The following is a 23755-nucleotide window of genomic DNA, read 5'->3' on the forward strand; positions in this document are numbered from 1 at the left end:
TGAAGCCGGATAGTCCGTTTCCACGAATTCCTTTATTCCCCAAGATACCCAGTAAAAAATACTGTCTCCAAAATTGGCCCTAAGCGGCCAGAACCAAGCGCATATGCTACAAGTAGTTATCGCCAGCCATCCATGATCTACACCATTCTTCATAGTGAATATGAGCGCTATTAAGCGTCTGGCATTAAATTTCTCGTATAGGTAATAACAAGATCGACTCAATATAGAGGAGAGGTTTATGAAACTCAGTTCATTACCCAAAATCGCTTATTTAATAATGGCGATGTTTTTACTGGCCTATTCCACTTTCACCACTGCAGATAACCACAATAAAAAAGAAAAAGACTTACCAACTGCCAAACATGGATCTGGCGAGAAAGCCTGGTCCGATGCTGGAGATGACAAGCGGTTTACCATTTTTAAGGCTGACCTGACCACCGCTAACGAAAATATGCTCGGTAAAAAGGTAAATCCACAAACCCCTAAAGATGCGGGTGGCTTCTTTATTGGCGCCTACAACAACCAGACACATATGCTGAGTTTTATGGTTGGCTACAGCGATCTATCACCCGGTGGGGTAGCCATGTCGCATTTCCATATGCAATGCGCTGGCGATGGCAAAGAGCCGCCTATCTGCAAGCCCGGCAAAGCGAGCGGTCCGATTATCCAAACTATCTGTGGAATGCCGACAAACCCCGGCATGGTTCCCGATTGGCCCAAGACCAAAACCGATAAGGATAAACACGGACTGGAAAAGAAATGCTCCGAGGGCACCAGTGGATTTATTATGGGTAAATGGATGGTGGAAGAGCCTTATCGAAAAGCGCTAATGGATGGAAAGGTCTTTATTAATATGCACAGCAAACTAGACCCCAAGGGTGAAATCTCTGGATTGCTAATGAAAGGTAAATAGCATTCTTGACAATGCCTTCCAGACTCAGTTTCGATGATCCTATGGAGAACGGTGATGTCCAACTACACTACATCATTTTTTAGCCCAAGCTCCCGGGAAGATGCTTACAAGGCGGTAACCGAAAAAATGTCCCAGTGGTGGACACCGGTAAGCGCCCCCTTCCTAAAGGTCGGTGACATCGCCAAAACCGGTTTTAAAGGTCAGTCTTACTGGGTCTTTCGCGCCAAAATATTGAAGCCCGAGAAATTGATTGAGCTTGAATGTACTGAATCCAATATGGTTTCCGATAACGTAGATGACCCCGAGGAGTGGAAAGGCAGTACTCTGCGTTTCGAATTTTCTGAGGAGAATACGGGAACTCTGATTAAATTTACCCATATTGGTCTATCTCCAGAAATGAAATGTTGGGATATGTGTAAAAGTGGCTGGGATTATTACCTACAGGAAAGTCTTCAGGATTACCTCAAAGATGGGGCCGGCAAGCCAAACAGCTACTAGCGATATAGACGGCCCTATAAGGACAGATTTCACAAAAAAATCTGGCGAATTCTGCCGTTACCGTTGCAATAGAATATTAAGTTAGGGCTATGAATGCCTAAAGATGTAGGGCATCTCTATGCCTTTTTACCTACTGTTGATACATATTTTTTCAATTTTTACCGACTACCTCTCGCCACTAACCCTCATTCTCTTACCACAAATCGATAGCCACACCGATTAACTGACACAAAGAAACCACTATTAGCCATTCGTAAACATGGGACACTGGTGTGGTTTCAGAATGTTATGTAAGCGTTTCGCAGTTTCGATAAGATCTTTCTCTTGGTCTTTAAGGCCGATCAGCTGTGCTCCGATCGGAAGCCCGTTCCCATCAAATCCTATTGGTAAGGTCACAACAGGATGACCCGTCAGTGAAATCGGCGTTGTAAAGGCTGCCATCGCATCAAAATAATTTACCGGTTGCTCATTGATATACATAGGGAGGGCGTAATCACGCACACCATTGCGATCGCTGGTTGGTGCCATATGCTTAAACACCGAAGTCGCCGTAACGGGCAACACCCATACACTGTTATCTGCCAAAAAGGCATCAATAGCATCAGACAATATCTTTTTTTCGTCAATTGCATTGCTAAGGCGGCTTTTATTGTGGCGATAGCCAAGCATGACATTCGCGATAAATTCTGGTGAACGGCGCGCACTTGCACGCCCAAGAATGCTGGAAAGAAAACGTACAGGCGCCGACATTAAAGCACTTGTTTCAAACCCCATAATTTCACCAAATGCGCGACGTGCCCGTTTAAAATCGAAATCTTTTGGTTGAGCCTGTACTACGTGAACCCCAGATTCTTCCCAAGCGTTTTTCGCACTTTCAAAACATTTAACGATGCTCTTACAAACTTCAATCCCGCCGCTATCGACACTCCAGTTGACCTTTGGCATTTTAAACTCTTTCTGCCCAACGTCTGGCTGGTTATTCATATGTGTCCATACCAGGTCCAAGTCATCGCAATTTCTGGCAATCGGCCCCATACGCGCAAAATGCTTCAGCGGTGCAGCCTGGTTTGGCATAGTCCCATCAATGGGAATGGCATCCTCGCTCGGCAAAAGGCTAAACACACCACAAAATGAGGCGGGGATACGCAAAGACCCACTCAAGTCTGTACCAATATCGACAAAGCTCATCCCCCCCGCTATCGCAGCTGCGCCGCCACCACTACTCCCGCCCGGTGTGTATTCTAAATTCCAAGGGTTGTTAGTGGTGCCAAATAGAGTATTACTGCACTGAAAGTCCATCGAGAGGGGCGGGAGATTCGTTTTACCCATAACCTGTGCACCAGCATTCAGCAGTCGTTCCACGGCAGATGCGGTTTGGGTAGGGTGGAACCCCTTGAAACGTTCCGACCCGAATGTGCAGGCCATCCCTCGATAGTAAATTTGATCCTTCAGGGTGATGGGCAAACCCGCCAACGGACGCATGTTACTTGTAGGCTGGTTTTCATTGAGTGTTACAACGGCATTGATCACCGGGTTGAGGCGCTGTATACGTTCTAGCTGGTGGTGTATTACCTCTTTGGCCTGGATATCCCCTGCCGACAAGGCTGCACAAATCTGGGTGGCTGGGTATTGATGAAGTTGCATGGCTTAATCCCGAACAATTTTGTTCCGGACGAATTTAGCAAGTAAAGTGGAAACCTGCTGTTCCTATCATGCTTTTCTGAGTGGAATATAAATACGAGTGAGTTGTTTTGCTGGGGCGATGTAGTTCGGTGTTCCCGAATAAGCTTCGAACGGAAATTCATCACGCAGCCTATACGCTGTCTGAGCAAGCCAGTTGCGATAAATCTGGTTCCAAGTTTGGTAGAGGAATTTGTAATCCCCCCAGTGTTCAAAGACCGCCCATATTCCAGCGTCGAACATGTGCCAATTATAGCTTTTGTTGTTGTTCGGGCGTTCTGAGTAGGCTCCACCGTACCAAACTGTAACGGTATCATCATTGAGCATCTGGGGGGTGTTAGGAAAACAGCTCATTAAGAATTGATCCGGTGGCACTGTCTCTTTCAGTAGCGCTAAAAAATATGCACCAATATCTAAATCACTCTTGTGGAAAAACTGGCCTTCATAGGTTCCTCTCGACTGCTGAAACCGGAAATAGAATGGTCGTAGAGTGACGATCTCGACTGGCTCAATCACCTGGCGCGGCGGCTGATTGATCAAATACGGGCGGCCCTGTTGCACCCCTGTTTCCGCGGCTTCGGGAGAATTGCGAAAAGCAGAGGGGCTTATTCCGAACTGTTTTTTGAATGCCCGAGAAAAAGCGCTATGGGTTTGAAAACCGCAATTTATTGCAAGCTGCAGTAAGTTGATGTTTGGAGTGTTGGTGAGTTCCAATGCTGCGGTCTCCAGACGGCGCACAGCAATATAGCGATTCACAGGTTCTCCCATATAAGCAAAAAACAATCGTTGAAAATGAAAAGGCGATAGATGAACATGATTAGCAATATCGGTGATTTTCAAATTTCTATGAAGGTTTTCCTCAATTAACTGCGCTGCTTGAGTTACTTTATTTCTATTTTTATCTAACTTCTTCATCGGATTACTTTAGTAGCCCTTGAACCGATCTCTCATGAAAAATCTACAGCCAGTATTTATATCTTCGTCCAGCTTCTTTTCCTGCACCCATACGCATTAACGCTGGTAAAAAATTCTTTTTAGAAAAATCCAAGCTGGGGAATTTTTTATTGTAGGTACAGCATTCAAAGCATAATTTTCTTAAGCCATGGTCAACAATAGCGGTGGCAATACGATTTGAAAGGCCAGGCTTTTACGGCCTGCACGAATAGTTTTAATAAGAATCGGCATTCCCAGGCACAAGGACAAAGTAAGGGAAGTCCGCAAAATCTGTCTGCGGCCCGTCCCCTGAGCACCGCCTATCTTAGCACTGCCTAAGTCCTTAAAACTCAAAGCTTACTCGGTGGCTTGCTACCTTAAGCTGTTGGACGCAGCTTCACCAAATCATTAAGCACGCCTTCTAGGCCGCCATAAACTGATATTTTATCGATGCGTGTACTGACTTTTTCTAAGGATTCCAATTCTTTTAGACGCAGTAATGTAGGATTGTTATCCATCATCTTGGCAGTGTTATGCAGGGAACGCATAGCCTGGGTCTCTTCACGACGCTTTATTAAATTCGCTTCAGACTCCTTCTGATCTTCCACTACCTGATTAAGAATCATCTTCATGTCGCCTGGTAAGATAATATCTTTCACTCCGACACTGACAATTTCGATACCGTAATGCGCTAGTTTTTTATGGATAGCCGTTGCAATAACAATATTCAGTCGATCTTTATCTGCCAATAAGCTATCCAGAGTCTGGGTACCCACTGCTTCACGCAAACTTAGTTGTAATTCACGATAAATATGGTTTTTATAATCACTGAGCTTCAATGCCACCCGCTGTGGATCTGTAATCTTGAAACTGCCACTTAAGTTGATACGCAGGCTAACTCTATCTTTGGTTAGAATTTCCTGGCCACTCACTTCAATAGTTTGCAGGCGCATATCTATCAATTTCACTGCGATAGAGCGATTGTATTTCCAAAATCCATAGCGACCCGGCTGCAGCGCTTTCTCCAACTTTCCATTGACAACTAAAAGACCCACATGCTCATCGGGAACTTCGTTATAGCTTACCGCCTGAGCAGCGATGCGTATTTGGCTTGCGCAGGCACCGCGACCGAGAAGCCCCAGTACATTGTCATCAATGGTGAATTCCCTGGAAATATCCACAATACCTACACGAACGGTTTCCCCTCCTTTCCATACGGCCCGGTATGAACCAGGGGGAAGGATATCTACCAGGTTACCATCACGATAGAAAAGTCCGACTTGTTGATCAGACAATTCGTAGGACTGCAAATATTCACCTAACACTTCGCTATAAGTATTCAGCAGGAATTTTGCTTTAATCGCATCAAAAACCACCTCAGTAATATCATAGGTCTCCACCCGTACATCACCTGAGAGCAGCCAAATACGGTGACGCCCTGGTGGCAGCACCCTTTCAAATCGGCTGCGGCGAAACAGTAGTGCTCGCTCGTTATCAGCCACATTGACAATCTTCCATATTTTAAAGAGAGACTTCATTTCTCCGATCTCTTATCATTTTATTCCTTTAGGGTGGGGCCCACTTGATCTCAGAGTGGCCCAACGCTTATACACAGGGGGTGCAAAATACAGCGGTTCTGCAAAGTTCTTCTTGCACCCATCCTGGGTAACGAAGCCAACATCCTTGGCCAGAATAGAATCAATGCAAATGCTGTAATCCACACGCACAGCGTAAACCCACGCAAGGCGACACTGTCGCCGGCGTGCCTTTATGGCTGGCTATTGCTGCAATTCCCAATAACCGAAACCATAAGGCACTGTAGGCCCCGGATAGATTTCAACAAAGAGGGCTTCTTTGTGGGGACTCGAACCCCAGGCTCTCGCCTTCCCTTAAAGTCGCTTTCCAGGCGACGTGACTTTGACAGGAATCGAACCTGTAACAAACCGATTTAACGGTTGCTCTACCAATTGAGCGACAAAGTAGGCGTTTGAAGATTGCCCCAGTGGGTACACCTACCGCCAGCGTCGGGGGTGCCAGGCCGGCATACAGAACCGGCTCCGCTGACTGGAACACAAACATTCAAACTTGCTTGCGGAGAGCCTGCCCTTTAGGCATTACTTCCGACATTCCTCACTATTAAACGCCTTATCCCTGGCCGGTGCTAACTATCCTTTGACACAGACTACCTGCTTGAGGGTGTAAACGATTTCCACCAGGTCTTTTTGTGCTGCCATAACCTTGTCAATAGGTTTGTAGGCCGATGGGGTTTCGTCGATCACACCTTCATCTTTACGGCATTCCACGTCGACAGTAGCCGCGCGATGCTCTTCCAGGGACACCAGTTTTTTCGCCTTGGTGCGGGACATCACCCGCCCGGCACCATGGCTACAGCTGCAGAAGCTTTCCTCGTTTCCTAACCCCCGCACAATAAAAGACTTGGCCCCCATACTTCCGGGAATAATGCCCATTTCATCAACACGCGCCCTTACAGCGCCCTTGCGCGTTACCAGAACCTCCTTGCCGTAGTGTTGTTCGCGGGAAACGTAATTGTGATGGCAGTTAACCGCCTCCATGCGCGCCTCAAAATCTATACCCAGTGCCTGCTTCACCGCGCCAATAGTGCGTACCATCATGACTTCACGATTGATGCGAGCAAATTCCTGCGCCCACTCCACCGCCTGCACATAGTCATCGAAATGCTCGCTACCCTCGGGGAAATAGGCCAAGTCACTATCGGGCAAGTGGATATGCCAGCGTTCCATATCCCGCTTGGCCTTTTCGATAAAGTAGGTACCAATACGGTTACCCACACCACGAGAGCCACTGTGCAACATCAGCCACACGCTGCTTTGCTCATCCAGACACATCTCAATAAAGTGATTACCGGTACCAAGCGTTCCCAAGTGATTGATATTATTGGTATTTTTCAATACTGGGTGTTTCTCTTTCAGCGTCTCAAACTGCGCTGCCAACGGCGCCCAGCCGGCAAGTGCATCGTCCGGCGGATTCTCCCAGGCACCCTTATCCCGACCCCTACCCCGGTGTCGACCAGTGCGGCCGTGGGGCACGGCGCGCTCAATGGCACTGCGGACGCCCGCCAGGTTGTCTGGCAGCTGTGCTGCGGTGAGGCTGGTGCGGACTGCCATCATGCCACAGCCAATATCCACACCCACAGCTGCGGGGATTACCGCTCCCAGGGTGGGTACCACACTGCCAATGGTGGCGCCTTTGCCCAGGTGTACATCGGGCATTGCCGCCACCCACTTGTGGATAAAAGGCAACTGCGAAATATTTTTAAGCTGAGCCCTGGCTTCTTCTTCAAAGGGCACACCTAAAGTCCAGGACTTAATCGGTACCCCACCTGCCTGCATCACTTCATACGGCAATGGTTTCATCTCTCGCTCCTTTAAGAATCTCATGAAACCGCGTTACCACTTCACGCGCTTCTTTTGCCATTGATATAGCGAATTGAGTGCCAACTTTTACAGAAACTTTCCAAATTTCTGTAACTCATTGTTTTTTATGAAAAAATTATTTTATAGGTAGCATTCTAAGGGATGGTTAGCCCAGTACGATGTATAGGAAATCTATCTTTTAAGATAGCTATTTATTATTTTAGATAGTATGAAAACAGTAGCTATCAGTATTCTCGGCACGACTAAAGACCGGCGCGGTAAAAGTGACAAGCGTTGGGACAAGTGGCGCCCCAATATCTCTATGTGCCAGCACGATGACCTGCTGATCAATCGGCTGGAGCTCCTTTTCGACAACCACTCAAAAAACCTGGCAGACCAGGTCACTGAGGACATTGCACGTATTTCCCCTGAAACCAACGTGGTCCATCACCGGGTCAACTTCAATGACCCCTGGGATTTCGAGAGTGTGTACAGCAACCTGCTGGATTTCGCCCGCGATTACACTTTTAAGCCGGATCAGGAGCAATACCTGGTACATATCACGACTGGTACCCACGTGGCCCAGATTTGCCTCTACCTGCTCACAGAGGCCGGATACCTCCCTGGGCGCCTGCTGCAAACTTCTCCTGCACAGAAAAACAGTAATTTGCCGGGTCAGTACCAGATTATCGATTTGGATCTATCCAAGTACGACCAGATTGCCTCACGTTTCCAGCGAGAACACCAGGAGGGCACCACCTACCTGAAAGGCGGCATCGAAACCAATAACCAGGCCTTTAACCAGATGATCGAGCAGTTAGAGAAGGTCTCTATTCGCTCCGATGCGCCCATTCTCATTACAGGACCGACGGGGGCAGGAAAATCCCAGCTGGCCCAGCGTGTCTATGAGTTACGTAAACAGCGTGGAAAATTGGAAGGAGGCCTGCTAGCAGTAAACTGCGCCACCCTGCGTGGTGAGAATGCCATGTCCGCCCTATTCGGCCACCGCAAAGGGGCCTTTACCGGTGCCACCACACACCGCCCTGGGCTATTAATGGAGGCGGATAAGGGTCTGCTATTTCTGGATGAGATTGGCGAGTTGGGACTGGACGAACAGGCAATGCTACTGCGGGCCATAGAGCACAAGCGCTTTATGCCCTTTGGCTCAGATAAAGAAGTGAGCAGTCACTTCCAGCTGATCGCTGGCACCAACCGGGATCTAGTACAGCTCAGTCGCGAGGGTAAGTTTCGTGCAGACCTGCTGGCCCGTATCGACTTATGGACCTACCGCTTGCCCTCTCTGCGTGAGCGTATTGAAGACCTGGAACCCAATATCGACTTTGAGCTTGAAGCCTTCTCCACAAAGTCTGGCCACCTGGTGAGCTTCAATAAAGCGGCGCGGGAGAGGTACCTAAACTTTGGCCGCTCGGTAGAGGCCAGCTGGTCAGCGAACTTTCGCGATCTTAACGCCAGTATCCTGCGCATGGGCACCCTCGCCGACGGCGGGCGTATCACGACCCAGGTAGTGGAGGAGGAAATTCACAGATTACAGATTAAGTGGCAAAGCCCACAGAGTAAGTCATCACTGCCCTTGGTCCGTATTGAAACGTTGTTGGGCCGTGACCGCATCGAACAGATGGATTACTACGAGCAGATCAAGCTGGCGGGACTGATTCAAGTTTGTGAGGAGTCCAACTCTATGGCGGCGGCCGGGCGCAAATTGTTTCAAGTGAGCCGCACAGCAAAAAAATCCAATAACGACTCTCACCGGATACGCCAACTTTTAGATAAATACGGTCTTAAATTCGACCAACTGAATAAAACATAGAGGCCGCCTGGCACCATTTTTTGTTAGTCTCATTCCTAAACCCTGATGCTGGATCATGGAATGAGATCTATCTACTTTTTCCCGCTTATTTTTTTACTCAGTGCCTGCGAGCCAACTCAGTTTGCAGGCGGAACCGCCTTGCCAGATGGCTCGGTATACAAAGGCGATATGTTAAACGGCCTGTTTCATGGGCAGGGCCAACTCGAATGGCCCAATGGCAGCCTTTATCGTGGCTTCTTTCGAGAAGGCCGCATGACGGGCGAAGGCGTATTAACCGGAAATGATGGTTGTACTTATGAAGGCGAGTTTCTCAATGGGGAGCCCCACGGCAAAGGTCGCTATACCTGCAATGGAACTGTGTGGATAGGTGAATTCCTTGAAGGGGAGCTAAAAAACGGTACGTTAAATTGGGATGACGGTGACATTTACAATGGCGAGTTTTTGGCTTTTGACCCTCATGGCGAAGGCAAACTCAGTACCGATGATGGCAGCCTTTATCAGGGCACTTTTGAAAACGGCTATTTAATACAAGGCAACTACTCGGATAGCGATGGCTATCGTTATACCGGCGGCTTCGAGTACGGCTCATACTCTGGCGAGGGTGAACTCACTCAGCCTGACGGCACTGTGATCCATGCAACATTCAGCTATGGGGAAGCTGAGGGGGAAGGTACACAAATTAGTACGGATGCTGAAGGCAACATTATCGAGAAACCTGGCTATTTCTCCGAAGGTATTTATTACCCTAGCGAAGCCGCTTGGCGCGCACTGGCGAATATACCCGGCGCCCAAGCGGAAACCCGCCTCTACAGTGAGAGTGAACGCTTACGAAATGCTATAAACGCACTGCCCCCACAAAGACCCGGCATCCGTGATATTTACACACTACTAGTAGGTGGTGATGGTACCTCTCCGGTATTTGCAAGGGAGCTGGAGTGGGTGGCAGAACGCCTAGATGAAGCTTTTGATATCGACCAGCGACTGCTGCGCCTTAGTAACGGTGGCGGTTACGGTTTTCCCTTGGCCACTCGAACCAGTATCCAGGAAAGTCTAACAGCTCTAGATCAACTGATGGACCCCAAAGAAGATCTGCTTCTGGTGCACCTTGTAAGCCATGGTGCTCGCAATGGAGACTTCAAAATTGCCGAAGGTGAAATACCACTTAACGACCTATCTCTAAAAGATGGGCAACAGTGGTTAGACAATATTAACGCCCAGCACCAATGGATCATAATTTCGGCTTGCTTTTCCGGACAGTGGATAGAAGCTTTAAATAACCCCAACAGAGTAATCTTTACTTCAGCCGCTGCCGACCGCAGCTCCTTTGGTTGCAGTGACGACTCTCAGCGCACCTGGTTTAGCTCAGCCCTTTACGGTGAGGCCCTTAACCAAGGTGTGGACAATCCTGAAGCCTGGTTTGAAGCTACAAAATTAAAAGTAACCGAAATGGAGCAGGAGCAGGAAATTAGCAGAAGCCGCCACTCCCTGCCCCAGTATTCAGTGGGAGAGGACTTCCTGATGTGGTGGCAGGGGAAAGAGAAAGCAAATTAGACGGGTATTTCTTCGTCAGAAATAAGTTATTTCTTATTAGTTTGGCGGGAAATTTATAAATGCTTCTTCCTGTAAAAAATATTCAGGCTTTATTAGCTAATAAATCTAACAGTAAGCGAAAGGAGGTATCTTTTTGGATTTCGCTAGTTTCTCTACAGAGTTATTACTTATCTTATTTTTCGTTGCTATTGTTGCCGGCCTACTCGATACATTAGCGGGTGGCGGCGGCCTGATAACCGTTCCGGCCTTAATCTTAAGCGGTGTTCCACCACTATCTGCCTTAGGTACCAATAAATTACAAGGCAGTATCGGTACAGCAACAGCCACTTATATGATGATTAGGGGTAAAAAAGTAAGCTGGGATGGGGTTAGGAGGTTGATGCTATCCGCCTTTATTGGAGCCGCTATTGGAACCATAGCCGTACAACTTATCAATACTGACATCTTATCTTTTGTTATCCCTATAGTACTGTTATTTATTGCTATTTACTTTCTGATTTCTCCGGCTATAGCGCAGAATAATGATGAACCAAAACTATCTAGCAAGAAATATCAATATGGGGTAATTCCATTTATTGGATACTACGATGGCATGTTTGGGCCTGGGACTGGGTCATTTTTCACCTTGTCAGGCATTGCTTGCCGAGGACAAGATTTATTGACAGCCACCGCAATGGCAAAGCCTCTTAACTTCTCCACCAACGTAGCCTCTTTATTGGTATTTTTAGTTGCAGGGCAAGTGGTATGGGTCATAGGCATTTTGATGATGGCTGGACAAGTCATAGGTGCATGGATAGGGTCACACTGCCTTTTTAAAATCAACCCCACCTATTTGAGAGGGGTAGTCGTACTGATGTGTAGCGGGATGCTAATAAAATACGCACACGCTATGGGATGGATAGATTTTATCTGAAAACAAGCTGCTTTACCGTTTGTATCAATAATTTGCCGGTTATACGCCGGCTTATTCTTGCAATCCCGCCCTAACAATGAAGAGTGGGATTGCAAAACAAGACACTTTAAGAGGCTTTCTGCTCCGCAATAAACCGTTGCATCTGCTCTTCCAACATGGAAAGCGGTAGGGCTCCATTTTTTAACAGTGCATCGTGGAAAGCACGCAGATCAAATTTTTCTCCCAACTCCTTTTCCGCTTGAGCGCGTAACTGGCGGATCTTAATTTCTCCCATTTTGTAAGAGAGGGCTTGGCCCGGCCAGGATATATAACGATCCACTTCTGCGCGTACATTCGCGGGAGATAGCGAGGTATTACTGGAGAGGAAATCGAGCGCCTGCTGGCGAGTCCAGCCCTGAGAGTGAATACCGGTATCAATCACCAAACGTGCCGCACGCCACATTTCATAGCTGAGACGGCCAAAGTGTTCATAAGGCGTTGTATATAAGCCCATTTCCTTGCCAAGGCGCTCGGAGTAAAGCGCCCATCCCTCACCAAAAGCGCTTAAGTAAAGTTCACGGCGGAAGTCCGGTACATTCTCCAGTTCCTGAGACAAAGCACCTTGCAAGTGATGACCGGGTACCGCCTCGTGTAAGGTCAGTGCAGGCAGTTCATATAAGGGGCGCTGATCCAGGCCGTGTGTATTCAGCCAATAGGCCCCACCACGGGTGCCACCGATAGCGGCAGGATTATAGGAAGCCGTGGTGTAGTTGGGCGCGATTTCGCTGGGTACCGGAACGACGCCATAGGGGGTGCGTGGCAGCAGATTAAAGAACTCCGGCAACACATAGTCGATTCGCTTAGAGATATAGGCAGTCTCCTTTAGCAGCTCTTCCGGCGTTTTGGCATAGAACTGGGGGTCCGTACGCAGAAAGTGAGTAAATTCCGCAAAGCTACCTTTAAAACCAGATTCCTTTATTAACGCTTCCATTTCTGCACGAATACGCTTCACCTCGGCCAAACCTGTGCGGTGAATTTCCGTTGGATCCATATCCAAGGTGACGTAATAGCCGATGTTGTAGCGATAGTAATCCTTACCACCACGCAGCTGTTCAGCCCCAAGGGTCTCACTGGCGGCTTTCAGATAATCCCCTTCCAGGAAGTTTGCTACACGGTCAAAAGCCGGAATAGCGACCTGTTCAATGGCTTCTTTGCCGGCATTGCGCAGGCGCTGCTGCTCTTCAGTAGTAATTGCAGCAGGCATCTCCGCAAATGGCTTATACAAGCTGCTTTTAGTTGGGTCTTTATAAACCTGGGCTCGCACCGTAGGGGCTATGCCTTGCACCACTATTTTGGGCAAAACAAAACCTGTGCGAATACCCTCGCGCATATTGGCAATATTCTCATCAAAGAAGCGGCCAAACTCGCGGATACGAGCGGTGTAATCCTCATAATCCGCGACGCTGGTCATCGCCAGGCCACTGTGCGCATCCAGGGCTGTACCGAAGAAACTAGAGAAGGTATTGAGCGGTATACGCTTTAAGAATAACTGATTGGCCTCGATGGAGTTTTCCAGTACCCAGGTGAGCAACTCCCGATTAACCTTGTCCGAATCCGCTAACTCGCTAGGGTCTATCGTTTGCAAGCGCTGTAGCAATTCCTGTTCAGACTTCAACCGACGCGCTCTATCCTCAGCAGTCACCCCCGGCAACTGACGGTTATAGTCCGACACCCCCATACGTCCCGCGGTAATTGGATCCTCGCGCAGGCGATACTGCCAGTGGTCTTCGATCACATCCTGAAGCTGTTCTGTTGCCGTTGTGGCCCAAGATACTGGGGTTAGTACACAAGTGGCCAAGATAACGCCAGATAGCCGCTTAAAGTGTTTTGCCAGGGCCTTGCCGGATTTCACGCTGCTCTCCATTTAATCGCTAAGTTTATGCTCATCGAAATTGATATTCGTTATGATCGGCCAACCTTAACATGAGTGACACACTGCAAGATTGTTTTCCGTGACTCTGAAACCGAGATAGTTCGTGACTTGAGGACGAGGTGGTTAAAGATTGATTACATAAAAAGGTGTGAATTGAGAGGACTGTGGGAGCCGCAGTGGCTGCAACTCCCACACTATCGGTGACTAATTAGCCCCTGCGCGCATAAGAGCGAATAGCAAAGCCACCACTCAAACCGGCGGAATACATGGACTGATACCAGAAGGATTGGGTAAACCAATTAAAGAAAGACGCGCGGGATTCAAACCAGAATTCGCCAAAGTTCGGATCAAAGAAGGCGATGTCTTGCGCTACCCAGGCAGCCATGGTGTGACCGGCGAAAGTGCCATCCAGGCTGATTTTTTTATAGCAGCCCGCTCCGCCCGTTTGATCGAGAATAATTTCCCGAGCCAAGGCATTGGGAGAGAACAAACCGCTCTGCCCATTGGCTCTGCGCGGATTATTAATACCACGAATCGTATTACCACCACGCCCATTGGGGAAAGCCCCCCCAAAAATATTCTGACTGACAGGATACAGGTTTTGCACCCCCAACCAGGCTTCGGTAATCCGATCCTGATCATCGTGCATGCCTGCCTGTTGTAAAGTCATCACATGATAGAGATGGCGCTCATCGAGCGTGTTATTGGGGTATAACCAGCTCCACAAAGTACCGCCTTCAGAGTGATACTTCATCCAAAAAGCCGAGAGGGATTCACACACACCACCAGCAGTATCTTCATGCATGGTGATCAACCCCTTCACCGGATCGAAGCATTGGCTAAAGTCCTTGACAATTACTCCATTGTATCTGGGCACCGCCTGTTGCACGGGCTGTACACGTGTACCAGTTACGGTAAGAATGGTTTTGTCGACCCAAATAGGCATTTTTATTCTCTCACTTCTACTAGGCAAGAAAAGCGCTTTTAAAATCCCTTTTAAAAATTTAGTGGAATTTTTCTACGCCACTTATCAGATTGGGCCGGCATTGAAGCAGAAAAGTTTCAGCGCCAACAGGAAATAGAAAAGCTTTTTAAATCGACTCTGGCACTCTTTTTCCAGGCCGCATAAATGCTTATTTTGAAGGGAGGTTTTAAGTGGTGCTGGCCAAATTTTATTGGCTATAGTGGTATTTTTTTGTTCAACCACGAAAAAAATAGATAGTAAGAGTCTAAAAATTACTGCTGAAATTTTAATTGGTAGGGCTTTCCCTCGGAATTACCATTTCTGCTAAGACCATATACAAAACCACCCAGTTTTTTAATTGCTTAAAAAGTATAAAGAAAAATGGAGAGGGAAATTTTGGCAGAAAACTATTGAGAAATTTCAGTAGCCATCCCCCTACGAAACTGGACCTACACTAAAAAGAGCTTGTTAAACCAATATGGGGTTCACCCTATCCAAAGTTCGCCTCAAGATAAGTGGGGCTAGCAAAGTGAGAATTATCATTCTGTTACATTTCATTCTCATCATCAGATTTTAGCTTTATCAATACTCCGCAATAAAACTGGAGAAAAAGGAGACCCGTAGTGAAAAGCCTTTGTGTTGCTGCAGTGCAAATGGTCAGTGGCGAGAGCGTTACAAATAATCTCTCACAGGCTTACAAACTTCTTGTGGAAGCAGTCGGGCACGGCGCGCAACTGATACTACTGCCGGAAAACTTTGCGCATTTCTCGGATAAAGGTAGTTTTTCCGTGGCCGAACCTTTTTGTGTTTCTGGTAAAGCCAACGCAGATAGACAACCCATTCAACACGCACTTGCAAATTGGGCAGAGGAGCTGGGTATCTGGCTGGTCGCAGGCTCGATACCCTTACTGGAGCGAGCCGACAGTAGTCCTACTGAGGGGAGGCGCAGCCGCTCAGCGTGCCTGCTATTCGACGATCAAGGCGCTTTGCTTGCTCGCTACGACAAAATACATTTATTTGATGTGGAAGTTGAGGACGCTACCGGCAGCTATCGTGAATCCGCCAGTATTGAACCCGGCAACGAGCCCTGTGTGGCGACATCGCCCTGGGGGGCTCTGGGGCTCAGTATCTGTTTTGATCTGCGCTTTCCCGAACTCTACCGCCAGCTGGCCATAGCCGGTGCTGAGATTTTTTTGGTGCCTGCGGCATTTACCCACACCACAGGGCGGGCACACTGGATGACCCTATTGCAAGCACGTGCGATTGAGAACGGCTGCTTTGTAATTGCAGCCAATCAGGGGGGGATCCACTCGGAGAAAAGACGTACCTGGGGACATTCCGCGATTATTGATCCCTGGGGTGAAATCCTGGCCGAAGCCGGCGAGGGTGAAGCAGTCATCACTGCCACATTGGAAGCTGAAAAGTTGGCCAATATACGGCGGCAAATGCCATTACTTTCCATGCGTCGGCTTGGGGTCTAAATAAAAGGAATCTAAACAAAAGGTATCTAAATAAAAAAGGGGCACCTAACGGTTGCCCCTTTTTTACGACATAGACTGTGGCAAGAAGGTGATATTAAACCTTCTCCACTGTCTGCTCGATACGCCCAAAAATAGACTGACCTTCACCATCGAACATCTCGATAGCGATAGTGTTGCCGAAATCCATAAACGGTGTACTAGGTGAACCTTTCTGGATGGTTTCGATCATGCGGATCTCAGCGATGCAGCTGTAGCCAACTCCACCCTCTGCTACCGGTTTGCCGGGACCGCCATCCAGCTTATTGGATACGGTACCGGAACCGATAATAGTACCCGCACAGAGTGGGCGGGTCTTCGCCGCGTGGGCGATCAACTGGCCAAAGTGGAAGGTCATATCCACACCAGCATTGGGCTCACCAAACTTCTCACCGTTCAGTTGTGAGACCAGTGGCAGGTGCAATTTGCCCTCACGCCAGTTTTCACCCAGCTGCTCTGGAGTCACGCATACCGGTGAGAAAGCACTGGAGGGTTTGGACTGGTAGAAGCCAAAACCTTTAGCCAACTCCGCAGGAATCAATCCACGCAGGGAAACGTCATTAACCAACATTACCAATTTGATATGGGAGAGCGCATCCTCGGCGGATACTCCCATGGGTACATCGTCGGTGATTACGGCGATTTCCGCCTCGAAATCGATACCAAAGCCCTCACTTTGCGGCATGGTCACCGGCTCACGCGGGGCCAGGAAGGTATCAGAGCCCCCTTGGTACATCAGCGGATCGCTGTAAAAGCTCTCAGGCACCTCGGCACCACGGGCTTTGCGCACCAACTCAACATGGTTCACATAGGCACTGCCATCCGCCCAGTGATAAGCGCGCGGTAGAGGCGATGCACACAGGCTCTGATCGAATGGCTCACCGGCAATCTCGCCGTTGTGCAAACGCTCGTGCAGCTTCTCCAGCTCGCCACTGACGGCTGCCCAGTTGTCCAATGCACTCTGCATGGTTGGGGCAATATCGCCAGCTGGCACCATACGGGTAAGATCGTCGCTAACAACAACCAATTGGCCATCGCGGCCGGATTTAAGGCTGGCTAACTTCACTGTGCCTCCCCTTCAGTTTTTTCCACAAATTCTTCTTCCCCATGCATCCAGGCGGCGTGCCTTGGGGCTTTTTTAGTACGCGACCACTCTTCCAACATATCCTCAGCAACCCGCTTCAGCTCTTTGTGCATACCGGGCTTGGCGGTATTAGCGGCCAGCTCGATACGATGGCCGTTGGGGTCGAAGAAGTAAATCGACTGGAAGATAGTGTGATTGGTAGGGCCGAGTACGTCGACCCCGGCCGCTTCCAGTCGTGCTTTGGTCTCAAGCATTTCTTCCATGGACTCCACTTCGAAAGCGATATGCTGCACCCATTTGGGTGTGTTCTCATCGCGCCCCATCTCCGGGGAGTTGGGGATTTCGAAGAAGGCAAGCACATTCCCCATACCCGCATCCATAAAGACATGCATGTAAGGGTCCGGCTCACCGGTTGAGGGTACCTCGTTTTCGGCAATGGCCAGCTGGAAGTCCATGCCGAGAAGATCGCGGTAAAATTCCACCGTCTCCTTAGCGTCCCTGCAGCGATACGCCACGTGGTGAATGCGCTTAATGCCCATAGAAGCCTCCGATTGTTATTCCTTTTCTTTAATGACGCCACGCTTGAGCTGGTCACGCTCAATGGATTCAAACAGGGCTTTGAAGTTGCCCTCACCGAACCCTTCGTCTTCCTTGCGCTGGATAAACTCGAAGAATACCGGGCCGAGCATATTGGCAGAGAAAATTTGCAGCAGCAGACGCGGCTGGCCGCCCTCAGTGGTGCCATCCAGCAGGATGCCGCGGCTCTGGAATTCCTCAGTAGGTTCGCCATGCCCTGGCAGGCGCTCTTCCAGCATTTCGTAGTAAGTGTCCGGCGGCGGGGTCATAAACTCCATACCGCGTTCTTTCAGGCGATCCCAACAGGCAATTAAGTCATCACAAGCAAAGGCGATATGCTGGATACCTTCGCCGTTGTACTTCATCAGGAACTCTTCGATCTGGCCACCGCCACCAGCTGCTTCTTCGTTCAGCGGGATACGGATCTTGCCATCCGGTGCTGTCATCGCCTTGGACAGCAGGCCGGTGTATTCGCCTTTAATGTCGAAGTAACGGATCTCGCGGAAATTAAACAGATCTTCGTAGTACTTGGCCCAGTAATCCATGCGGCCGCGATACACGTTGTGGGTGAGGTGATCCAGAGTGTGGAAGCCGCAACCTTCCGGACGACGGTCAACGCCCTCTTCCCAGATAAAGTCGATATCGTAGATAGACTCACCATCTTCGTAACGGTCGATCAGGTACAGAGTCGCACCACCGATACCCTTGATAGCCGGCAGCTTCAGCTCCATAGGGCCTGTCTGTACATCTACCGGTTGAGCGCCCTTGCGCAAAGCTTCTTCGTAGGCAAACTTGGCATCTTTCACCCGGAAGGCTAGGCCACAGGCAGAGGGACCATGCTCCTGGGCATAGTAGTAGGCGTGGCTGTCGGGCTCGTAGTTGGTGACAAAGTTGATATCACCCTGGCGCCACAACTCCACAGCTTTAGAGCGGTGGCTGGCCACCTTAGTAAAGCCCATGGCGCTAAACACAGTCTCGAGAATGCCTTTCTCCGGCGCAGTGAATTCTACAAATTCGAAGCCATCCAAACCCATCGGGTTCTCAAATAAGTCGGCCATGCAGTCCTCCGTCTCTTATCATCGCGGCGCCATTTATCGGGGCTGCGCGCTGGTTAATTTCTAGCGCAAAGGAAGTTAGTTGCAGATGTAACTAATGTCAAGGGGGCCAGGAATACGTACCCAAAGGCAGTATTCAGTCACTGAACATGAGGGGATTATGCATTCACGTGAATTGTAAAAAGGACCGCTAGATAAGCGATTCAGGTGAGAAAGAGAGGCGCAGCACAGGCTTGTACCGCACCCTCAGCAGCAGATGCTATTTACGAGCGCACTTGCCGGTATCGGTGCGGCACATATGCTCTTTATGAAACTTGCCGCTCATCTGGTCGCACTGGGATTTGGTAACATCCCCGGCGCAGGCACTTTCTGCATGCTGGCAGCACCCGGTTTCAGCAGTGCCCATACCGCCTTTGTCCATGGACTCTTCCTTTTTCCTCTGTTCACAAGCGGAGAGGGTCAGCACCAGCGCAGCCGCCAGTATTCCGATTGAAGCTTTGAATTGCATATAGGCCTCCTAACTAGCCGGCGAGTGGCCGGTGACATGGATGTCGCGGAATCCGCCGCCCATGGCTCTGTGCGACCCGCGTAAACATACCCGACATCTCCACCAACTGAGCGGGCTTCGCACCGGGGCACAGAGCCTCTCAGCCATCCCGTAGATTTACCGGGCCATGCATTGACTGTAGCCCACACTGGCAGCGGAACCATCTGACTGGCGGGACACTTTCGATTTTTTACAGATATCGCGCCTACCTTTTCAGCAATTCACTGATTGTGACGCCGAGAGCCGGTACAATCGCTGACCGTTTGTCGGGCCATGCCCCAATCCGCCTGTATCTTTTGAGGACTGCCTATGCTTCTCGCCGCTCTCGCCATTATCGCCGGCTTTATTGTGCTGGTCTGGAGTGCTGACCGCTTCGTGGAAGGCGCCGCTGCCACAGCCAAGCACGCCGGTATGCCCACGCTGTTGATCGGCATGGTGATTGTCGGTTTCGGTACTTCTGCCCCTGAGATGGTAGTTTCAGCCATTGCCGCGCTGGATGGCAGCCCCGGCCTGGCCCTGGGCAACGCCTATGGTTCCAATATCACCAATACCGGCCTGATCCTTGGCCTCAGCGCCCTGATAATTCCCTTGAGCGTACATTCGAAAATTGTGCGCAAAGAGCTACCGCTATTAATGGCCATCACTCTTCTGAGTGGCGCCTTCCTATGGAATGACAAGCTGGAGCGCTGGGAATCAATCATTCTGTTACTGGGTTTCTTCGGCTTGATCGGTTGGAGTGTATTCTCCGCCCTGCGCGGCAAAGGCGATAATCTGGAAGGTGAGGTCGCTGAGGAGCTGGAAGAACACGCCATGCCCCTGGGCCGGGCTCTGTTCTGGGTAGTCGCCGGCTTGGTACTTCTGATTATCAGCTCGCGGTTGTTGGTTTGGGGCGCAGTGACCATCGCCGAATCGCTGGGCGTTAGCGATCTGATTATCGGCCTTACTATTGTCGCCCTCGGTACTTCTCTACCAGAACTGGCAGCCACCATAGTAGCCGCGCGCAAAGGCGAACACGATATTGCGATAGGCAACGTGGTGGGTTCGAATATGTTCAATCTGCTGGCCGTGGTGGGGATTGCCGGCACTATCGCTCCCATGTCCAGTGTGCCACCGGAAGTACTCACCAGAGACTGGCCCATGGTGATCGGCTTGACCCTGGCCCTATTTGTCTTCGCCTATGGCTTTCGTGGCCAGGGTCGAATCAACCGCTGGGAAGGCGGTGCTCTTTTGACAGCTTACCTTATCTACACTGGCTACCTCATCACCACCATTACTAAAGCCGCACTTTGACCGTACTTGGGGTGGCTTCACACCACCCCAAGTTTACCGCCTGAATTCGCCATAATTTGCCCCCAAAAAGCCCGTTCTTCCAGACCAGTGCCAGCTAGTATTGGCAGCACCTCAAGGGAAATAATGACGGAGATGCTTTTATGAGGCGGAGCTTTTTTGCCAAAGTTGGCATGTTGGGTTCTTTATTCGGCTTTGGAGCTATTTACCTATTAAATGCTTCCTGGTTGGCTCCAACACCCCAGGGCGAGCCCGTTCTTATTTCCCATCGCGGTGTCTACCAAACCTACAATCGCGATAATCTAGGGCGTGACGATTGTACGGCTATTCGCATATTCCAGCCTGAGCACCGCTATCTTGAAAACACCATTCCCTCCATGGAAGCAGCATTTGCGCATGGCGCGGATATTGTCGAACTCGATATCCATCCCACAACCGACGGTGAATTTGCCGTATTTCATGACTGGACTTTGGATTGCCGTACAAATGGAAGAGGCGTCACTCGGAAGCATGCCATCACTGACCTAAAGAAGCTCGATATCGGCTATGGGTACACCTTCGATGGCGGAAAAAGCTTCCCTTTTCGCGGCCAGGGCATTGGACTGCTACCCACATTGAAAGAAGTTCTGCAACACTTCCCAGATCGACAATTCCTGATCAATATAAAAAGTAATGACCCCAAAGAAGCAGACCTACTCAATAACTATTTACGCCAACACCAACTACTCTCCGATTCGCGCTTAATGGTCTACGGCGGCCCCCGCCCAGTCGCAAGAATACGGGAGTTAAGGCCCAAAGCTTTGGCCTTCAGTAGGGACAGCGCAAAAAGTTGTGCACTGGGATATTTGCTGATTGGGTGGAGCGGCTATATCCCCGAGGCTTGCCGCAACAGTATTGTTATGGCACCCAATACCTGGCAATGGGCACTCTGGGGCTGGCCGAACCGATTTATCGACCGGGTAGCCCGAAGCGGCAGTTTAGTCATAGTGCTGGATCATCGAGACAAAAAGGGCGGCCTTACCGCTATCTACCGACCAGAGGATTTAAATTTCCTGCCTAAGAATTACAACGGTGTTATCTGGATTGAGAAAATTGAAGTCATTGGTCCACTGTTACAAGCCAGCCATGAATAAACACTAACGTTTTCGCCGCTGTTCTAATCGCGCCAGCTGTGCTTGTAACCGCTCTATCTCTTCGAGTAATTCCAGCGCCAGCGCAGCACCGGCAAGATTGACTCCAAGATCCCGCTCCAGGGTGTAGACACGACGAACCCTGCGCACGCAAATACCACTAAAGCGCCAGCGGGGTTTGCGCGCACGTGGCTCGATAATACCTTCCTCCACCAGTGCCAATATACGTTCAGCAGGAAGCTCACAGGCGCGACACAATTCGCTCAAACTCAGTTCACTCTCTTCATCAAGCAGCACACCGGTGACCTGTTCGGCCTTTCTAACTCTCATTATCAGCTCCCCATGGATTGGCGCGGATTAAAGTCAAAGGCCTTACTGAATTGACGATAGGCCTCGCGCTGGGCATCGCTAGTGGCAGAGGGGGTAACTGTCTGCAGCACGATGTACATATCACCAGGTTGTTTGGCAGGGATACCCCGCCCCTTGAGGCGAAGCTTCTTGCCGTTATCACTATTGGCAGGGATGGTAACTTTCAGGGGCCCGCTCGGTGTTGGTACCTGTACTTTGGCCCCCAAGGCCATCTCCCAAGGGGCCATGGGTAAGTCCAGGTAAACCGTTGGGCCCTCGGTATGATAGAGACGGTGAGAGTTGAACATGATCTCGAGGTAAAGGTCACCGGGTTTACCGCCGCCAATGCCTGCTTCACCCTGCCCGGCCAGACGAATTTGCTGACCTTCAGTAATCCCTTTTGGAATCTTGACGTTTAGTGTGCGCTCCTGCAGTTGCGGGCGCCCATTCTCCCCCAACACCGTGTGTTTAAGGGTAATCTGCCGACTGCTGCCGCGATAACTGTCTTCCAGGTCTATGGCGATTCGCGCGTAGGTGTTTTCCCCCTGAGCACTGTACTGGCGCCGCTGTCTGCCGCCGTAGCCCTGACTAAATCCGCCTCGCCCAAATAAGCTCTCAAAAAAATCGCTGAAGGCCTCGCTATCAGCATCGGTATAACCACCACCGTGAAACTCAAACCCCTGATCCCAATTAGGGGGCGGCCGGAAATCCTGACCGGACTGAAAGCCACTACCCAACTGGTCATAGGCCGCACGTTTCTCTGGATCCTTAAGCACTTCGTAGGCCTCATTCACCTCTTTGAAGCGCTCCTCGGCATCCTTCTCACTACTGACATCGGGATGGTATTTACGTGCCAACTTTCGATAGGCACGCTTGACCTCCGCCTGATCAGCATTCCGCTCCAGACCGAGAATCTTGTAATAGTCCTTGTATTCCATGGCTTTAATAAAAGCCGATGATGAGAGGGTTCGCCACGTATTTAAAGTGAGAAAATCGACGCGACTATTATCTGATTAAGTAGATATCCACTGGTAAATAGAAGCGCCGATAGAACAATCGGCGCCGTAGTATTAACTTAATGCCCAGTTTCGTACCACATGTTGGCTGTTACATATTCGATACTTCCATCCTTGTAATGGATATAGGCCTGCGCCTCGTTGGATGAATAAGCTCTGACTGTCACACCGCATGAGAGCCCAGAATTACAGCCTTTTACCCAATGGACTCGATCAATAGACTTAGAGATATTGGTAATACTCCAACTCCCAGAAGTGGAGCTTCCAAAACTGAAATCTATTCCATTACAGTGGGAAGTGCCATTACCCATTACATGGCCACCAGGCTTAACATTTAGTTGGCAAACAAGATTGGCAGAAAAAGCCGGCACGGCTAAAGAAGAGGCAAAAATTAGGGAACTCGCTAATAGAATTTTTTTGATAGTCATTTTCCTAACCTAGTTATTTTTATATATTAGTTGTCGCAGCAAACCAAATTAGCGACCTTAATCAGGTTAACATCCAGATTTTAATCTTCAAAGGCGCTTCCAGAATCCTAACGAAAAAAATTGAGAATCTTTTATCAATTTTATGCAATTTTTTTCCATTATTAATAGATCAATTTATAA

Annotated in this window: 21 protein-coding genes and 1 tRNA gene; 8 read left to right on the top strand and 14 right to left on the bottom strand. The window is 49.5% G+C overall.

All coding sequences use genetic code 11. From position 1 onward, the window contains the following. The first annotated feature begins 238 nt into the window (after positions 1 to 238). The gene (locus ACJJIV_RS10335; protein ID WP_444891632.1) at positions 239 to 913 is read left to right on the top strand and encodes a CHRD domain-containing protein; all 675 of its coding nucleotides are present in this window, start codon (positions 239 to 241) and stop codon (positions 911 to 913) included. 54 nt (positions 914 to 967) lie between these two features. After that, a complete protein-coding gene (locus ACJJIV_RS10340; RefSeq protein ID WP_252084091.1) occupies positions 968 to 1411 on the top strand; it encodes an SRPBCC family protein in 444 nt (147 codons plus the stop codon). Between the two features lie 243 nt (positions 1412 to 1654). On the opposite strand, the gene ACJJIV_RS10345 is transcribed toward ACJJIV_RS10340, so the two are convergent. The 5 genes from ACJJIV_RS10345 to ACJJIV_RS10365 all read right to left on the bottom strand — a co-directional run bounded on the left by ACJJIV_RS10345 (position 1655) and on the right by ACJJIV_RS10365 (position 7419). Then, on the bottom strand, positions 1655 to 3055 hold the full coding sequence (locus ACJJIV_RS10345) for an amidase (RefSeq protein ID WP_444891633.1): 1401 nt from the start codon (positions 3053 to 3055) through the stop codon (positions 1655 to 1657). 66 nt (positions 3056 to 3121) lie between these two features. Next, positions 3122 to 4006, bottom strand: a complete 885-nt coding sequence (locus ACJJIV_RS10350; protein ID WP_444891634.1) for a helix-turn-helix domain-containing protein — start codon at positions 4004 to 4006, stop codon at positions 3122 to 3124. A 395-nt stretch (positions 4007 to 4401) separates the two neighbouring features. After that, positions 4402 to 5562, bottom strand: coding sequence for a slipin family protein (locus ACJJIV_RS10355; RefSeq protein WP_444891635.1), 1161 nt, complete (start codon positions 5560 to 5562; stop codon positions 4402 to 4404). A 374-nt stretch (positions 5563 to 5936) separates the two neighbouring features. After that, positions 5937 to 6005 (bottom strand) — tRNA-OTHER (locus ACJJIV_RS10360). A 184-nt stretch (positions 6006 to 6189) separates the two neighbouring features. Continuing rightward, the gene (locus ACJJIV_RS10365) at positions 6190 to 7419 is read right to left on the bottom strand and encodes an RtcB family protein (protein ID WP_444891636.1); all 1230 of its coding nucleotides are present in this window, start codon (positions 7417 to 7419) and stop codon (positions 6190 to 6192) included. Between the two features lie 229 nt (positions 7420 to 7648). Here ACJJIV_RS10365 and rtcR point away from each other — a divergent pair, with 229 nt between their 5' ends. From rtcR to ACJJIV_RS10380, 3 genes are all read left to right on the top strand, one after another. Next, complete coding sequence (rtcR, locus tag ACJJIV_RS10370; protein WP_444891637.1) at positions 7649 to 9247, top strand: RNA repair transcriptional activator RtcR; 1599 nt, start codon at positions 7649 to 7651, stop codon at positions 9245 to 9247. A gap of 60 nt (positions 9248 to 9307) precedes the next feature. Next, entirely contained in the window at positions 9308 to 10798 is a 1491-nt protein-coding gene (locus ACJJIV_RS10375) for a C13 family peptidase (RefSeq protein WP_444891638.1), read from the top strand. A gap of 133 nt (positions 10799 to 10931) precedes the next feature. Next, positions 10932 to 11711 carry a TSUP family transporter gene (locus ACJJIV_RS10380; RefSeq protein WP_444883358.1) on the top strand — a complete coding sequence of 260 codons (780 nt, stop codon included), beginning with the start codon at positions 10932 to 10934 and terminating at the stop codon, positions 11709 to 11711. 106 nt (positions 11712 to 11817) lie between these two features. Here the strand turns inward: ACJJIV_RS10380 and ACJJIV_RS10385 are convergent, their stop codons facing one another. Continuing rightward, positions 11818 to 13602: a DUF885 domain-containing protein gene (locus ACJJIV_RS10385; RefSeq protein ID WP_444891639.1), complete on the bottom strand. Its 1785-nt coding sequence runs from the start codon at positions 13600 to 13602 to the stop codon at positions 11818 to 11820. Positions 13603 to 13831: 229 nt separating this feature from the next. Beyond that, positions 13832 to 14569 (bottom strand): YopT-type cysteine protease domain-containing protein, encoded by a 738-nt coding sequence (locus ACJJIV_RS10390; RefSeq protein ID WP_252084082.1) that lies wholly within the window; start codon positions 14567 to 14569, stop codon positions 13832 to 13834. Positions 14570 to 15210: 641 nt separating this feature from the next. Here ACJJIV_RS10390 and ACJJIV_RS10395 point away from each other — a divergent pair. Continuing rightward, the gene (locus ACJJIV_RS10395; RefSeq protein ID WP_444891640.1) at positions 15211 to 16068 is read left to right on the top strand and encodes a carbon-nitrogen hydrolase family protein; all 858 of its coding nucleotides are present in this window, start codon (positions 15211 to 15213) and stop codon (positions 16066 to 16068) included. A gap of 94 nt (positions 16069 to 16162) precedes the next feature. On the opposite strand, the gene ACJJIV_RS10400 is transcribed toward ACJJIV_RS10395, so the two are convergent. From ACJJIV_RS10400 to ACJJIV_RS10415, 4 genes are all read right to left on the bottom strand, one after another. Next, positions 16163 to 17170 (bottom strand): fumarylacetoacetate hydrolase family protein, encoded by a 1008-nt coding sequence (locus ACJJIV_RS10400; RefSeq protein WP_444891641.1) that lies wholly within the window; start codon positions 17168 to 17170, stop codon positions 16163 to 16165. Then, positions 17167 to 17727, bottom strand: a complete 561-nt coding sequence (locus tag ACJJIV_RS10405) for a VOC family protein (protein WP_252084079.1) — start codon at positions 17725 to 17727, stop codon at positions 17167 to 17169. Before ACJJIV_RS10405 ends, ACJJIV_RS10400 begins: the two co-directional genes overlap by 4 nt. Before the next feature lie 15 nt (positions 17728 to 17742). Next, positions 17743 to 18822 (bottom strand): 4-hydroxyphenylpyruvate dioxygenase, encoded by a 1080-nt coding sequence (gene hppD, locus ACJJIV_RS10410; protein WP_444887697.1) that lies wholly within the window; start codon positions 18820 to 18822, stop codon positions 17743 to 17745. Between the two features lie 256 nt (positions 18823 to 19078). Then, positions 19079 to 19327 carry a hypothetical protein gene (locus ACJJIV_RS10415; RefSeq protein ID WP_252084077.1) on the bottom strand — a complete coding sequence of 83 codons (249 nt, stop codon included), beginning with the start codon at positions 19325 to 19327 and terminating at the stop codon, positions 19079 to 19081. 348 nt (positions 19328 to 19675) lie between these two features. Here ACJJIV_RS10415 and ACJJIV_RS10420 point away from each other — a divergent pair, with 348 nt between their 5' ends. Then, positions 19676 to 20656: a calcium/sodium antiporter gene (locus tag ACJJIV_RS10420; RefSeq protein ID WP_444891642.1), complete on the top strand. Its 981-nt coding sequence runs from the start codon at positions 19676 to 19678 to the stop codon at positions 20654 to 20656. 140 nt (positions 20657 to 20796) lie between these two features. Then, complete coding sequence (locus ACJJIV_RS10425) at positions 20797 to 21786, top strand: glycerophosphodiester phosphodiesterase family protein (protein ID WP_444891643.1); 990 nt, start codon at positions 20797 to 20799, stop codon at positions 21784 to 21786. A 3-nt stretch (positions 21787 to 21789) separates the two neighbouring features. Here the strand turns inward: ACJJIV_RS10425 and ACJJIV_RS10430 are convergent, their stop codons facing one another. The 3 genes from ACJJIV_RS10430 to ACJJIV_RS10440 form a co-directional block, all read right to left on the bottom strand. After that, positions 21790 to 22113 carry a chaperone modulator CbpM gene (locus tag ACJJIV_RS10430; protein WP_252084074.1) on the bottom strand — a complete coding sequence of 108 codons (324 nt, stop codon included), beginning with the start codon at positions 22111 to 22113 and terminating at the stop codon, positions 21790 to 21792. 2 nt (positions 22114 to 22115) lie between these two features. After that, positions 22116 to 23069, bottom strand: coding sequence for a DnaJ C-terminal domain-containing protein (locus ACJJIV_RS10435; protein WP_444891644.1), 954 nt, complete (start codon positions 23067 to 23069; stop codon positions 22116 to 22118). Between the two features lie 137 nt (positions 23070 to 23206). After that, entirely contained in the window at positions 23207 to 23575 is a 369-nt protein-coding gene (locus tag ACJJIV_RS10440; RefSeq protein ID WP_444891645.1) for a hypothetical protein, read from the bottom strand. Between the last annotated feature and the right edge of the window lie 180 nt (positions 23576 to 23755).

It is taken from the genome of Microbulbifer mixtoriginis (SeqCode), assembly GCF_052466765.1.

Excerpts from the sequence above, each read along its gene's own strand:
- ACJJIV_RS10335 (WP_444891632.1), top strand. The coding sequence starts at position 239 with ATGAAACTCAGTTCATTACCCAAAATCGCTTATTTAATAATGGCGATG.
- ACJJIV_RS10340 (WP_252084091.1), top strand. The coding sequence starts at position 968 with ATGTCCAACTACACTACATCATTTTTTAGCCCAAGCTCCCGGGAAGAT.
- ACJJIV_RS10345 (WP_444891633.1), bottom strand. The coding sequence starts at position 3,055 with ATGCAACTTCATCAATACCCAGCCACCCAGATTTGTGCAGCCTTGTCG.
- ACJJIV_RS10350 (WP_444891634.1), bottom strand. The coding sequence starts at position 4,006 with ATGAAGAAGTTAGATAAAAATAGAAATAAAGTAACTCAAGCAGCGCAG.
- ACJJIV_RS10355 (WP_444891635.1), bottom strand. The coding sequence starts at position 5,562 with ATGAAGTCTCTCTTTAAAATATGGAAGATTGTCAATGTGGCTGATAAC.
- ACJJIV_RS10365 (WP_444891636.1), bottom strand. The coding sequence starts at position 7,419 with ATGAAACCATTGCCGTATGAAGTGATGCAGGCAGGTGGGGTACCGATT.
- rtcR (WP_444891637.1), top strand. The coding sequence starts at position 7,649 with ATGAAAACAGTAGCTATCAGTATTCTCGGCACGACTAAAGACCGGCGC.
- ACJJIV_RS10375 (WP_444891638.1), top strand. The coding sequence starts at position 9,308 with ATGAGATCTATCTACTTTTTCCCGCTTATTTTTTTACTCAGTGCCTGC.
- ACJJIV_RS10390 (WP_252084082.1), bottom strand. The coding sequence starts at position 14,569 with ATGCCTATTTGGGTCGACAAAACCATTCTTACCGTAACTGGTACACGT.
- ACJJIV_RS10405 (WP_252084079.1), bottom strand. The coding sequence starts at position 17,727 with ATGGGCATTAAGCGCATTCACCACGTGGCGTATCGCTGCAGGGACGCT.
- hppD (WP_444887697.1), bottom strand. The coding sequence starts at position 18,822 with ATGGCCGACTTATTTGAGAACCCGATGGGTTTGGATGGCTTCGAATTT.
- ACJJIV_RS10415 (WP_252084077.1), bottom strand. The coding sequence starts at position 19,327 with ATGCAATTCAAAGCTTCAATCGGAATACTGGCGGCTGCGCTGGTGCTG.
- ACJJIV_RS10420 (WP_444891642.1), top strand. The coding sequence starts at position 19,676 with ATGCTTCTCGCCGCTCTCGCCATTATCGCCGGCTTTATTGTGCTGGTC.
- ACJJIV_RS10425 (WP_444891643.1), top strand. The coding sequence starts at position 20,797 with ATGAGGCGGAGCTTTTTTGCCAAAGTTGGCATGTTGGGTTCTTTATTC.
- ACJJIV_RS10430 (WP_252084074.1), bottom strand. The coding sequence starts at position 22,113 with ATGAGAGTTAGAAAGGCCGAACAGGTCACCGGTGTGCTGCTTGATGAA.
- ACJJIV_RS10435 (WP_444891644.1), bottom strand. The coding sequence starts at position 23,069 with ATGGAATACAAGGACTATTACAAGATTCTCGGTCTGGAGCGGAATGCT.
- ACJJIV_RS10440 (WP_444891645.1), bottom strand. The coding sequence starts at position 23,575 with ATGACTATCAAAAAAATTCTATTAGCGAGTTCCCTAATTTTTGCCTCT.